Source organism: Candidatus Pelagibacter ubique HTCC8051, from assembly GCF_000472605.1.
Classification (GTDB): Bacteria; Pseudomonadota; Alphaproteobacteria; order Pelagibacterales; family Pelagibacteraceae; genus Pelagibacter; species Pelagibacter communis_B.
The window spans coordinates 1,008,458-1,022,381 of the sequence record NZ_KI421440.1 but is presented as its reverse complement, the minus strand read 5'-3'; the positions used below and the strand labels follow the sequence as shown (position 1 = coordinate 1,022,381).

Genomic DNA, 13,924 nt, shown 5'->3' with positions numbered 1-13,924 from the left:
TTTTATGAAGGAATTGATCATAGCATTTGGTCTCTTTCTTTTTATAGAAGGAATTTTGTATGCCATATTTCCATCAAAAATGAAAAGTATGTTAAAGAAGTTAGAACTTGTAAATGATAGTCAATTGAGAACAGGTGGACTAATTTTTGCAATTTTAGGATTTGTAATTATTTATTATATTAAGAGCTAGTATGAAAAAAATAAAACTATTATTCTTATCAATATTTTTTTGTTTCAGTTTTTCTGTTTACTCAAATTCACAATCTGTACCAGAGTCTTTTGCTGATTTAGCTGAAAGATTGATGCCTTCTGTGGTAAATATTTCAACTACTCAAACTGTGGTTACAAATAATAACCCATTTCCCTTCACATTCCCACCAGGGTCTCCGTTTGAAGACATGTTTAGAGAGTTTGGAACTCCTCAAGAAAGAAAATCTTCAGCATTAGGATCAGGATTTATAATTGATGAAAAAGGTTTAGTAGTAACTAATAATCATGTTATTCAGGACGCAGAAGATATTCTAGTAATAGTAAATGGAGATCAAGAATTTAAAGCAAAGGTAATTGGAGCAGACCCTTTATCGGATATAGCAGTGCTTCAATTACAAACTGAAGACAAATTTATACCAGTTGCTTTTGGAGACTCGGATAAAGCAAGAATTGGAGATTGGGTTATTGCAATTGGAAATCCATTTGGACTTGGGGGAACAGTCACATCAGGAATTATTTCTGCAAGAAATCGATCAATTGGATTATCTAGATATGAAGATTATATTCAAACTGATGCATCTATAAATTCTGGAAACTCAGGTGGACCCTTATTTGATATGCATGGTAATGTAATAGGAATAAATACTGCAATTTTAGGTAGAAGTGGTTCAGTTGGAATTGGATTTTCCATACCCTCTAATAGTGCAAAACTAGTTATCGATCAGCTTATAGAATTTGGAGAAACTAAAAGAGGATGGCTTGGAGTAAGAATTCAAGATGTTACTCAAGAAATTGCTGATGTAGAAAAATTAGATGAGCCTAGAGGAGCGCTAGTTGCAAGTGTTGCGGAAAACAGTCCATCAGATAAAGGTGGAATAAAAGCAGGAGACATTATTTTAGAGTTTAATGGAGTTAAAATAAATCAAATGAAAGAATTGCCTGCAATTGTTGCTAAAACAAAAGTTGGAACAAGGGTTCAAGTTAAAATTTGGAGGAATAAAAAAGAAATAACCAAAAGTATTCTTTTAGGAAGATTAGAAACTTCAGACGATTTTAAAGTTAGTGAAAAGAAACCTGAAGTTACAAAAGATATAATAATAGAAGACTTAAAAATTACTGTTAGAAATTTAACAAAAGAAGATATTAAAACTAGAAAACTTCCCAATCAAATTTCAGGATTAGTTGTAACAAATATAGGAAATACTAGCCCATTACAAAATTCAATAGAGGTTAATAGTATTATAGTTGAGGCTCAAAAAACAAAAATTAAAAGTGCTGAAGATTTAGAAAAAATTATTAAAGAGGTTTTAAAATCAAATCAAAAAACAATTTTACTAGCAATATACAATAATCAAAATCAAAGAAGATATATAGGTGTTAAGCTAGACTAATCATGGATTTAAAATCCAAGATCATTTTAGTATCAGGACCAACAGCTTCAGGAAAATCAAATTTTTCAGTAAAACTTGCTAAAAAAATTAATGGTGAAATTATTAATGCTGATAGTATGCAGGTTTATAAAGAACTAAAAATTTTATCAGCTCGTCCTAACCCCAAAGATTATCAAAAAATAAAACATCATTTATATGGTTTTCACAATGTGAGAAATAATTTTTCGACAGGAGATTGGTTAAAATTTGCAATAAAAAAAATAAAAGAAGTGACAAAAAGAAAAAAAACTCCAATTTTTGTTGGTGGAACAGGATTATATTTCAAAGCTCTAACTGATGGATTGGTAAGAATTCCTAATATTCCAATTCGATTTAGAAATAAAATAAGAACTTTGCATAAAACACTAGGTCAAAAAAGATTTTATCAAAAACTTATAAGACTTGATCCAAATTCTAAAGAAAAAATAAATCCAACTGACGCTCAAAGATCAATAAGAGCTTTTGAAGTTAAACTATTTACCAAAAAATCACTTCATGAATGGTTTGAAAACACAAAATCGTATTTTGATAAGGATGATTTTTATAAAATCTATATTGATTATCCACGTGTAGAATTAATCCAAAGAATTAACAAAAGAACTGAACAAATGATTAAGATTGGAGCAATTAACGAAGTTAAAAGGTTTCTCAAATTAAAAGTTAAAAAAGACAAAAGCGTCAATAAAGCCATTGGCATCCATGAGATCAAAGAATATCTGGAAAAAAGAAAAGATATAAGCAATGTTATTGAAAAAATATCAATAAAGACTAGACAATATGCAAAAAGACAAAGCACTTGGGCTAGAGGAAACATGATGAGTTGGTTAAAACTGACACCACAGAACTTAAATAATTTTCTAAAAAAAATTAAATAATTCATTCTATAACTTGACCAATCAGTACAACTTCAGCTAGATTGCGAAATGCCAAAATTATATACTGGAGCGGAAATTGTATTTAAGTGCCTTGAAGATAAAAAGGTAAACCATATTTTTGGTTATCCTGGAGGAGCAGTTCTTCCAATTTATGATGAATTAAAAAATCATTCATCGATTAAACATATTTTAGTAAGACACGAGCAAGGAGCAGGTCATGCAGCAGAGGGTTATGCAAGATCTTCAGGTAAGCCGGGTGTTGTTTTAGTTACCTCAGGACCTGGTGCAACAAATGTTGTTACTGCATTAACAGATGCATACATGGACTCAGTACCATTAGTTTGTATTTCAGGACAAGTACCAACACATTTAATTGGAACCGATGCATTTCAGGAATGTGATACAACTGGAATTACTAGGCCGTGTACAAAACATAATTGGTTAGTAAAAAATGTTAATGATCTTCAAAGAATAATGTATGAGGCATTTGAAGTTGCAACCACAGGAAGACCCGGACCAGTACTAGTTGATATTCCAAAAGATGTTCAATTCGCAAAAACAAAATATGTTTCTTTAAAAAAAGATAAGAAAATAGAAGTAAAAAATAAAAATAGATTTAATCAAAAAGATATTGATCAACTAATTGAGTTAATGAATAAAGCATCAAAACCAATTTTTTATACTGGTGGTGGTGTTGTAAATTCTGGACCAAAAGCCAGTGAACTTCTAAGAGAATTAGTTGCATTAACTGGTTTTCCGATTACTTCAACCCTTCAAGGATTAGGCTCATATCCTGGTGATGATAATCAATTTTTAGGCATGCTTGGAATGCATGGAACTTTTGAAGCTAATAATGCAATGCATGATTGTGATTTACTCATTAATATAGGCGCAAGATTTGATGACCGTATTACTGGTAAAATTGATGAGTTCTCCCCCAAATCAAAAAAAGTGCATATTGATATTGATCCATCATCAATTAATAAAATTATAAAAGTAGATTTAGCAATTGTTGGAGACGTAACTGATGTTATTAGATCAACAACTAAAACTTTAAAGAAGAAAAATTTAAATTTAGAAAAATCAAATAAACAAAAAATTTCAAAATGGTGGCAACAAATTCAAAAATGGAAATCTAAACAATCTCTAAACTTTATTAATAGCAATAATATAATTAAACCACAGCATGCAGTTCAAAGACTTTATGAACTAACAAAAAATCAAGATACTTTTATTACAACGGAAGTTGGTCAACACCAAATGTGGGCCGCACAACACTATAAATTTAAAAAACCAAATAGATGGATGACTTCAGGAGGTTTGGGAACTATGGGATATGGTTTACCTGCTGCAATAGGTGTTCAGGTAGCAAATCCGAAGAAGTTGGTTATTGATGTAGCTGGAGAGGCTTCAATTTTAATGACTATGCAAGAAATCTCAACTGCAATTCAATATAACTTACCAATAAAAATTTTTATTTTAAATAATCAATATATGGGAATGGTTAGACAGTGGCAGGAGCTGCTACACGAAAAAAATTATTCTGAGAGTTATTCAGAAGCCTTACCTGATTTTGTAAAATTAGCTGAAGCATACGGATGTGTTGGTATTAGAGCAGAACATCCTGATGAATTAGATAAAAAAATTGAAGAAATGATCAATGTGGATAAACCAGTTATCTTTGATTGTCATGTTGATCAAGCAGAGAATTGTTTTCCAATGATCCCATCTGGGAAACCTCATAATCAAATGTTACTAGGTCCAAAAGACCAAGAAGATAATAAAATTACAGGTAAAGGAAAAGCGTTAGTTTAAATGCCAAAATCTAAATCAGCATACAGCACTCCAACTAAAGTTAGTAAAGTCGAAACTCATATAATTGTTGTTTGGGTAGATAACGAAGCAAGTGTTTTGTCTAGAGTAGTAGGACTTTTTTCTGGAAGAGGATACAATATCGAGTCTCTTGCAGTAGCAGAAGTTGATCAAAAAAATAATCTTTCAAGGATTACAATCGTAACTACAGGAACTCCAGAAGTAATTGAACAAATTGTTTTACAATTAAAAAAATTAGTTCCAGTTCATAAAGTCGGTAACTTTAAAAGAGAAGATAAAAATGTAATTTTTAAAGAAATGGCTTTATTTAAAGTAGTTGGAAATTTAGCTAAAATTAAAAAAGCTTTAAATGCTTGTAAAAATTTCAATCCGGTTATATTAGATCAGACTAACAAATCTGCAGTAATTCAAATTACGGCACTTAGAAGAGAAATAGATAAAATGACAAAAAATTTAAAATCGCACGGTCTTATAAGTGTCTCAAGAACGGGAGCGGTTGCAATGACTAGAGGCGCTAAAATATTTAACTAATTAATTAAGGAGAAAAAAAAATGAAAATGTTTTATGAAAAAGATGCAGACGTTGAGCTGATTAAAGGAAAAAAAATTGCAATTTTTGGTTATGGTAGCCAAGGACATGCTCATGCACTAAACTTAAAAGACAGTGGAGTTAAAGAAATAGTTGTTGCTTTAAGAGAAGGATCATCAAGTGCACCAAAAGCTGAGTCTAAAGGTTTGAAAGTCATGAATTTATCTGATGCTGCTGCTTGGGCAGACGTAGTAATGATTTTAACTCCAGATGAATTGCAAGCTGAAATTTATAAAAATCACATTGAACAAAGAGTTAAAGAAGGAACAAGTATTGCATTTGCTCATGGTTTAAATGTTCACTACGATTTAATTAAAGCAAGAAAAGATTTAGATGTGTTTATGGTGGCTCCAAAAGGACCTGGTCACTTAGTAAGAAGTGAATATGAAAAAGGTGGTGGAGTTCCATGTTTGTTTGCTGTTCATCAAGATGGTTCAGGTAAAGCAAGAGATCTTGCTTTGTCGTATGCGTCTGCAGTAGGTGGTGGAAGATCTGGAATAATTGAAACTACATTTAAGGATGAAGTTGAAACAGATTTATTTGGAGAACAAACTGTCTTATGTGGAGGTTTAGTTGAGTTGATTAAAAATGGTTATGAGACCTTAACTGAAGCTGGCTATGAACCAGAAATGGCATACTTTGAAACTGTGCATGAAGTTAAATTAATTGTTGATTTAATTTATGAAGGCGGAATTGCAAACATGAACTATTCTATTTCTAATACTGCTGAATATGGCGAATATGTTTCAGGACCTAGAATTGTAAATAAAGAAGAAACTAAAAAAAGAATGAAGGAAGTTTTGGCTGACATACAATCAGGAAAATTTACTAAAGAGTGGATGGATGAATGTAAAAATGGTCAAAAGAATTTTCTTGCTACTAGAGCAAAATTAGCTGAGCATTCAGTAGAAAAAGTGGGTGCAGAATTAAGAGCTATGATGCCATGGATCGGTAAGAAAAAATTAGTAGATAGTGATAAAAGTTAATATTTTACTATAAATTTTAACTATAAAAATTTTATTATTTCACCTATACTTTTTTAAATAAATTTAAAAAAGAGGGAAATAATGAAAATCAAGAATTTTATAAGAGTTCTGCTATCTGTAGTTCTAGTATTTGGATTTTCTTCTGCATGGGCCAAGACTATTAAATGGTCAATGCAAGGAGACAGTTTAACACTAGATCCACACGCACAAAACGAAGGTCCAACTACTCAAGTTTCAAGACAAATATATGAAGCTTTAGTTGAAAGAGCTGTAGATATGAAAATTCAGCCAGCTTTAGCTACTGAATGGAAAACAACAGATCCTAACACTTGGGTTTTTAAATTAAGAGAAGATGTAAAGTTTTCTGATGGATCAAAAATGACATCAGAAGATGTTGTTTTTAGTGTCTTAAGAGCTAAACAAAGAACATCTGATTTTAAAGAATACATTAGTACAATTTCAGGAGTTGAAGCTGTAAGTGATTATTCAATTAAAATTACAACCAGTAAGCCAAATCCAATTCTTTTAAACCAACTTTCAAATATTTTTATAATGTCAAAAGCATGGTCTGAAAAGAATTTTGCTATGTCTCCACAAAACTGGGATGCTGGACAAGAAACATTCTCAGCAACTAATGCTTTAGGAACTGGTCCTTTTAAGATTACTTTAAGAGAACCAAACACTAAAACTGTGTTTAAAAGAAATAAACATTGGTGGGGTGAGATGAAAGATAAAAAAGTAACTCAAATTGAATTACTTCCTATTAAAAATGCAGCAACAAGAGTTGCAGCTTTATTATCTGGAGAAATTGATGTTGTTACTGATGCACCTGTTCAAGATTTAGCTCGAATTAGTTCATCATCAGCTCATAAAGTTGAAAGTACTCCGCAAATGCGTACTATTTTCTTAGGAATGGATCAAGCTGTTGATAAATTAAGAACTGGTAATACTGGTGATAACCCATTTAAGAAAAAAGAGGTAAGACAGGCTCTTTATCAAGCAATTGATATAGAAGCGATCAAGAAAAAAGTTATGAGAGGTTTAAGTGAACCAGCAGGAATTATAACTTTTCCTGGTGTAAATGGTTACACAGCAGATCTTGATAAGAGATTACCTTACGACGTTAATGCAGCAAAAAAACTATTAGCGGACGCTGGATATCCAAATGGTTTTGATGTTGAGCTAAGATGCCCAAATGACAGATATGTAAATGATGAAGCAATTTGCACAGCTGTTGTTGGAATGTTTGGTAAAATTGGTGTTAATGTGAACTTGTTTGCGCAAACTAAAAGTAAACACTTCAAAGAGCTAAAAGATAATCAAGGTGATTTTTATATGCTTGGTTGGGGTGTTCCTACTCTAGATAGTCACTATGTATTTCATTATTTATATGAAAGTGGTGCTAGCTGGAACAAAGTTAACTTTAGTAACTCAGAAGTAGATGCTGCTATAAGAGTTATGGAAGGTGAAGTTGATTTAGATAAAAGGAACGCTGCAATAGCAAATGCTTGGAAAATTGTAAAAGATGATATTTCTTATCTTCCATTACATCATCAAGTAATTTCTTGGGCAGCAAAAAATAATGTTAACGTACCTATCAGACCAAATAACGAACCGTTATTCAAGGCTGCTAGCTTTAACTAAATAATATTTTACTAGCCCTTTATAATCATAAAGGGCTAGTATCAAAATAATATCTTCTTAAATTGATAAAATATTTCTTTAAACGTTTGTTTCAATCTGCTTTGGTGATGCTTGTTGTTGCTTTTGTTTCCTTCTCTTTATTCAATTTTGTTGGGGATCCTATTAACAATATGGTTGGTGAAGAAACTTCAGATGAAGAAAGAGCTGAATTAAGAGAAACATTAGGATTAATGGATCCAATTCATGTTCAATTCTCGAGGTTTGTAGTAAATGCGTCTAAAGGGGAATTTGGAATTTCCTATCAATTAAGAAGACCAGTTTCCGAGTTAATAACAGAGAGATTGCCAGCTACAATAGAACTTGTTGTAATTTCTGCATTAATTGCATTAATTTCTGGAACATTATTAGGTGTTTATACCGGAATACATAGGGATGGGTTTTTAAGTGATATGATTTTAGCAATCTCACTACTCGGAGTATCACTTCCTACTTTTGTTATTGGTATATTATTTATCTATTTATTTGCTGTAATTTTGGGAATTTTGCCCTCGTTTGGACGAGGTGAGGTAGTTGATCTTGGTTTTTGGACCACAGGATTTTTAACTATATCAGGATTAAAGGCAATTATACTTCCATCCGTAACACTAAGCCTTTTTCAAATGACGTATATTATTAGGCTTGTAAGAGCAGAGATGATGGAAATTTTACAAACAGATTACATAAAGTTTGCTCGTGCGCGTGGAATTAGTGAAAATAGTATAAAATATAAACATGCATTAAAAAATGGATTAATTCCCGTAATTACTATTGCTGGAATTAACATTGGAACTTTAATTGCATTTTCAATTATAACCGAAACAGTTTTTCAGTGGCCAGGTATGGGGTTTTTATTTATTCAAGCTGTTCAATTTGTTGATATTCCAATTATGTCAGCCTACTTAGTCTTTATTGCTTTTGTTTTTGTAATGATAAATTTTATTGTTGATATTCTCTATTATTTTATAGACCCAAGAATTAGGGTTAAAGGAGATGTTGTAAATGGATAACATTATCAGTACCTGGGATAGAATTAAAGATAGTGATATTTATCATAGCTTTATAAAATCTCCTACAGCAATAGTATCATCTATCATCTTATTCATAATTTTCTTTTGTTCATTTTTTGTAGAATTCGTCACTCCATACAATCCATTTGATCCTTCATCATTATCATTGATGGAAGCTTTTACCCCACCATCATGGACAGAAGATGGACTTGCAAAATTTATTTTAGGCACAGATGGACAAGGTAGAGACATGTTATCAACAATTCTTTATGGCTCTAGAATTTCATTAATAGTAGGCTTTTCAGCAATCATTTTTAGTTTGATACTTGGAGTAGGTTTGGGATTAACTGCAGGTTATTTTGGTGGCAAATATGAAATGATAGTGATGAGATTAACTGATGTTCAACTTACAGTGCCAAGTATTTTAATGGCTCTTTTAGTGGATGGAATTGCAAGAGGATTAATTTCAAGAGAAATGCATGATGAAATGGCTATTTATGTATTAATATTTGCAATAGGAATTTCTGAGTGGCCTCAATTTGCAAGAGTATCAAGGGCAGCCACATTAGTTGAAAAAAATAAAGACTATGTTTCAGCTTCAACAATAATTGGAGTTTCAAATTTAATTATAATGTTCAAGCATATTTTGCCAAATATCTTAAGACCAGTATTAGTCATAGGAACTATTGGTTTAGCTCTTGCAATCATAGCAGAGTCAACTTTAAGTTTTTTAGGCGTAGGTGTACCGCCTACAACTCCGTCTCTAGGAACATTGATTAGATTAGGTAATGATTTTTTATTTTCAGGTGAATGGTGGATTACTTTTTTTCCAGCAATATTTTTAGTAATTTTAGCTTTCTCTATAAATCTTTTAGGAGATTGGATGAGAGACACTTTAAACCCAAGGTTAAAAAAATGAGTTTTTTAAAAATAAAAAATTTAAGCGTTGATTATCCAATGAGAAAAGAAACTATATATGCTGCTAAAGGAGTAAATATTGAGGTAAATAAAGGAGAAATTTTAGGATTAGTTGGAGAGTCTGGATCTGGAAAAAGTACTGTTGGAAATGCAATTATTAATTTAATCGATACGCCTGGTAAAGTTTCAAGTGGGTCAGTAACGCTAGGTGATTTAAATATCCATGAAGATCTAAAAAATAGTTATAAATATAGAGGAAAAAAAATTGGACTTATATTTCAAGATCCACAAACCTCACTTAATCCAATACTTACTGTAGGCGAACAACTAATTGAAACTATTCAAACACACCTTGATTTAACAAATAATGAAGCAAAAAATAAATCAATAGATCTTTTAAAAGAAGTTGGAATTAAAGATGCTGAAAAAAGATTTCACAATTATCCTCATCAGTTTTCAGGAGGCATGAGACAGAGAGTAGTAATATCACTTGCGTTGTGCTGTGAACCAGAACTTTTAATAGCTGATGAGCCAACTACAGCTTTAGATGTTTCAATTCAATCTCAAATTCTTGATTTAATCAAGAGACTTACAAAAGAAAGAAATCTTGCTGTTATTTTAATTACTCATGATATGGGAGTGATTGCAGAGACAGCAGATAGAGTAGCTGTGATGAAAAGTGGAAATCTCATTGAAATTAATGAAACAAAACAAATATTAACAAAGCCCAATGAAACTTACACAAAAAGTTTAATTAGTTCAGTGCCTCCAACTAATAAGAAAATTTCTCGATTTGTAATTATTGATAAAGAAAACAAATATAATCAAAATAATAATTTAAAAATTTTAAATAGATGGAATAAAAAAGAAATTATTGAACAAGATTTAGTTAAGGTTAAAAACTTAAATAAAAGTTTTGATGATAATTTTTTTACTGAAAATTCAAAAAATTCTGTAATGGCGGTAAATGGTGTCTCATTTAAAATAAAAGAGGGAGAGTCTTTTGGGCTGGTAGGAGAAAGTGGAAGTGGAAAATCTACAATTGCAAAAATGATTGTAAATTTATTTAAACCATCCTCTGGAGATATATTCTTTGATAATGTTTGTATTACCAAAATTAAAAATAAGTCAGAAATGATGAAATTTCGTAAACAAATACAAATGATTTTCCAAGATCCATATTCTTCTTTAAATGGAAGATTAAAAGTTAAGGATATTATTTCAGAACCAATTAAACTTCACAATCCTTCAATATCAGCTAATGATTTAAATAATTATATTTATGATCTGATAGAGTCAGTTGAACTGTCACAAAAATCTGCAGATCGATATCCTCATGAATTTTCTGGTGGTCAAAGACAAAGAATTTCTATCGCAAGAGCGATAGCTACACAACCAAGACTTCTAGTTTGTGACGAGCCAACCTCAGCTTTAGATGTTAGTATTCAGGCACAAATTTTAAACTTATTAAAAGATCTTCAGGAGCAATTGAATTTAACAATTCTGTTTATCAGCCATGACCTGCCTGTTGTGAGACAGATGTGTGATAGGATTGGTGTATTAAAAGATGGTAAATTATGTGAGGTTGCAAATACCGAAGATATATTTTTGAAGCCTCAACATGATTACACAAAAAAACTTTTACATTTAATGCCTAAAATTGAGTCTATTTATAATTAATTTTGAAGACCCAAAAATAGATTGGTTTTAAACCTAATTTAACTAATTATTTTGCATTCTCACTTATAGATTGTATTATACTTTTTCAAAAATTTTAAGTTATGGCTGACAAAGATAGAGTCTTTATATTTGATACTACTATGCGTGATGGTGAGCAATCGCCAGGTGCATCTATGAGTTTGGAAGAAAAAATCCAAATCGCAAGAGTATTTGATGAATTGGGCATTGATATTATCGAAGCTGGTTTTCCAATTGCATCTCCTGGAGATTTTGAAGCAGTTTCAGAAGTCAGTAAAATTTTAAAAAATTCTATTCCAGCAGGTCTTTCTAGACATTCAGTGAAAGATATTGATAGAGCTTATGAAGCATTAAAATATGCCCCAAGATTTAGAATTCATACATTTATTTCGACAAGTCCTTTACACATGAAACATAAACTTAATATGTCTCCAGAGGATGTATACGAGTCGATTGGAAAACATGTAGCTTATGCAAGAAAATTTACGGATGATGTAGAATGGTCTTGTGAAGATGGAACAAGAACTGACATGGACTATATGTGTAAGACAGTTGAGCTTGCGATTAAAAGTGGAGCTACTACAATAAATATTCCTGATACTGTTGGATACACAATACCCTCAGAATTTACAAAGATAATAGAAACATTATTAAACAAAGTCCCAAATATTGATAAAGCAATTTTATCTACTCATTGTCACAATGATTTAGGATTAGCAGTCGCAAACTCTTTAGCTGGTGTACAAGCAGGGGCAAGACAAATTGAATGTACAATAAACGGGTTAGGAGAAAGAGCAGGTAATGCAGCATTAGAGGAAGTTGTAATGGCGATTAAGACACGACCAGACTTAATGCCTTATGATACTGGAATTAATACAACATTATTGAATAAAGCATCAAAAATTGTATCAAACGCAACTGGTTTTCCAGTTCAGTACAATAAGGCAATCGTCGGTAAAAACGCTTTTGCTCATGAAGCAGGAATTCACCAAGATGGGATGTTAAAAAATAGACAGACATATGAAATTATGACACCTGAAAGTGTTGGAGTTAAACAAACTTCTTTAGTTATGGGTAAACATTCTGGAAGACATGCTTTTAAAGATAAAATGAATAGTTTGGGTTACCCTGATCTTACAGATGATGTAGTAAGTAATGCATTTGCAAAATTTAAAGTTCTAGCAGATAAGAAAAAGCATGTTTATGATGAAGATATTATTGCATTGGTGGATGATAGTTTAATCACTGATAATAAAGTTAATGCAATTAATTTGAAATCGTTAAAGGTTTTTGCAGGTACAGGTGAGCCTCAAAGAGCAGAGATGACTTTAGATGTTTATGGAGATATGAAACAAGCTTCAGAAACAGGTGATGGGCCGGTTGATGCTATATTCAAATGTATTAAAACTCTTTATCCACACGATGTTAATTTACAACTTTATCAAGTTCACGCTGTAACAGAGGGAACAGATGCGCAAGCAACAGTGAGTGTTAAAATTGAAGAAAAAGGAAAAACAACAGTTGGGCAAGCAGCAGATACTGACACGTTAGTTGCATCAGCAAATGCTTACATAAATGCTTTAAATAAAATGATAATTAAACGAGATAAAACTGCTCCTATAGAGCAAGAAAATCAAAAGATGAGAGGTATATAAAATGGGAATTTTCGATAAATTTAAAAAAATCTGGAGCCAAGATATGGCAATCGACCTTGGAACAGCAAACACACTAGTTGTTTTAAAAGGACAAGGTGTAGTTTTAAACGAACCCTCTGTTGTTGCGATAGTAGATCAAGGTGGAAAAAAAAATGTTTTAGCAGTAGGTGATGAAGCTAAAACTATGCTTGGAAGAACACCAGGAAATATTAGTGCCATCAGACCTTTAAGAGATGGTGTGATTGCTGACTTTATTGTGACTGAAGAAATGATTAAACACTTTATAAAAAAAGTTCATAAAGGAAGCACATTTGCAAATCCTAGGATTTTAATTTGTGTACCAACAGGTTCAACACCTGTAGAGAGAAAAGCAATTCAAGATAGTGCACTAGCAGCAGGTGCAAGAAGAGTTCAATTAATTGAGGAACCTATAGCAGCAGCAATAGGAGCCGGCTTACCAATCTCTGAAGCGACTGGATCAATGATTGTTGATATTGGTGGTGGGACTAGTGAGATTGCTGTGATGTCTTTAGGTGGACTAGTTTATTCTAAATCATTAAGAGTTGCTGGGGATGCAATGGATACTGCAATTGTTAACTATATGCGGAAAGAGTACAATTTACTAATAGGAGACAGCACAGCTGAAAAAATTAAAAAAGAAATGGGTACAGCTATTGCAACAGGAAAAAATACATATCCAGTCAAAGGAAGAGATCTAAGATCAGGCACTCCAAAAGAAGTAAATATTACTGAAGAAGATACTTCAGAAGCATTAAATGACATTATGAGAGAAATGATTAATGCAATTAAACAAGCTTTAGAAAATACTCCACCAGAATTATCTGCTGATCTAGTTGATATGGGATTAACACTAACAGGTGGTGGAGCTTTATTAAAAAATATTGACAAAAGATTTTCGAAAGAAACAGGTTTGCCAGTTCATGTTGCAGAAGATCCATTATCTTGTGTAGCGGTTGGTACTGGAAAAGCTTTAGATCAAGAAGAGACATTTTCTACCATGTTATCTGAATATTAAGACTA

12 protein-coding genes are annotated in these 13,924 nt (G+C 31.8%); all 12 read left to right on the top strand.

What is annotated here, in order from left to right; all coding sequences use genetic code 11:
- Positions 1 to 4 precede the first annotated feature (4 nt).
- The 12 genes from F754_RS0105530 (at position 5) to F754_RS0105475 (ending at position 13,919) form a co-directional block, all read left to right on the top strand.
- A complete protein-coding gene (locus F754_RS0105530) occupies positions 5 to 190 on the top strand; it encodes a DUF2065 domain-containing protein (RefSeq protein ID WP_023648928.1) in 186 nt (61 codons plus the stop codon).
- A 1-nt stretch (position 191) separates the two neighbouring features.
- Positions 192 to 1,601 (top strand): Do family serine endopeptidase, encoded by a 1,410-nt coding sequence (locus tag F754_RS0105525; protein WP_023648927.1) that lies wholly within the window; start codon positions 192 to 194, stop codon positions 1,599 to 1,601.
- A gap of 2 nt (positions 1,602 to 1,603) precedes the next feature.
- Positions 1,604 to 2,515 (top strand): tRNA (adenosine(37)-N6)-dimethylallyltransferase MiaA, encoded by a 912-nt coding sequence (gene miaA / locus F754_RS0105520; protein ID WP_023648926.1) that lies wholly within the window; start codon positions 1,604 to 1,606, stop codon positions 2,513 to 2,515.
- A 48-nt stretch (positions 2,516 to 2,563) separates the two neighbouring features.
- Positions 2,564 to 4,330, top strand: a complete 1,767-nt coding sequence (locus tag F754_RS0105515; protein WP_023648925.1) for an acetolactate synthase 3 large subunit — start codon at positions 2,564 to 2,566, stop codon at positions 4,328 to 4,330.
- Positions 4,331 to 4,879, top strand: a complete 549-nt coding sequence (ilvN, locus tag F754_RS0105510) for an acetolactate synthase small subunit (RefSeq protein ID WP_023648924.1) — start codon at positions 4,331 to 4,333, stop codon at positions 4,877 to 4,879.
- 20 nt (positions 4,880 to 4,899) lie between these two features.
- Positions 4,900 to 5,922: a ketol-acid reductoisomerase gene (ilvC, locus tag F754_RS0105505; protein WP_023648923.1), complete on the top strand. Its 1,023-nt coding sequence runs from the start codon at positions 4,900 to 4,902 to the stop codon at positions 5,920 to 5,922.
- An 81-nt stretch (positions 5,923 to 6,003) separates the two neighbouring features.
- Positions 6,004 to 7,566 (top strand): ABC transporter substrate-binding protein, encoded by a 1,563-nt coding sequence (locus tag F754_RS0105500; protein WP_023648922.1) that lies wholly within the window; start codon positions 6,004 to 6,006, stop codon positions 7,564 to 7,566.
- Between the two features lie 107 nt (positions 7,567 to 7,673).
- Positions 7,674 to 8,612, top strand: coding sequence for an ABC transporter permease (locus F754_RS0105495; protein WP_027303471.1), 939 nt, complete (start codon positions 7,674 to 7,676; stop codon positions 8,610 to 8,612).
- Entirely contained in the window at positions 8,605 to 9,531 is a 927-nt protein-coding gene (locus tag F754_RS0105490) for an ABC transporter permease (RefSeq protein ID WP_023648920.1), read from the top strand. Before F754_RS0105495 ends, F754_RS0105490 begins: the two co-directional genes overlap by 8 nt.
- The gene (locus F754_RS0105485; protein ID WP_023648919.1) at positions 9,528 to 11,210 is read left to right on the top strand and encodes an ABC transporter ATP-binding protein; all 1,683 of its coding nucleotides are present in this window, start codon (positions 9,528 to 9,530) and stop codon (positions 11,208 to 11,210) included. The genes F754_RS0105490 and F754_RS0105485 overlap by 4 nt, the downstream gene beginning before the upstream one ends.
- Positions 11,211 to 11,311: 101 nt before the next feature.
- The gene (locus F754_RS0105480) at positions 11,312 to 12,883 is read left to right on the top strand and encodes a 2-isopropylmalate synthase (protein ID WP_023648918.1); all 1,572 of its coding nucleotides are present in this window, start codon (positions 11,312 to 11,314) and stop codon (positions 12,881 to 12,883) included.
- 7 nt (positions 12,884 to 12,890) lie between these two features.
- Positions 12,891 to 13,919, top strand: coding sequence for a rod shape-determining protein (locus F754_RS0105475; protein WP_027303470.1), 1,029 nt, complete (start codon positions 12,891 to 12,893; stop codon positions 13,917 to 13,919).
- Positions 13,920 to 13,924 lie beyond the last annotated feature (5 nt).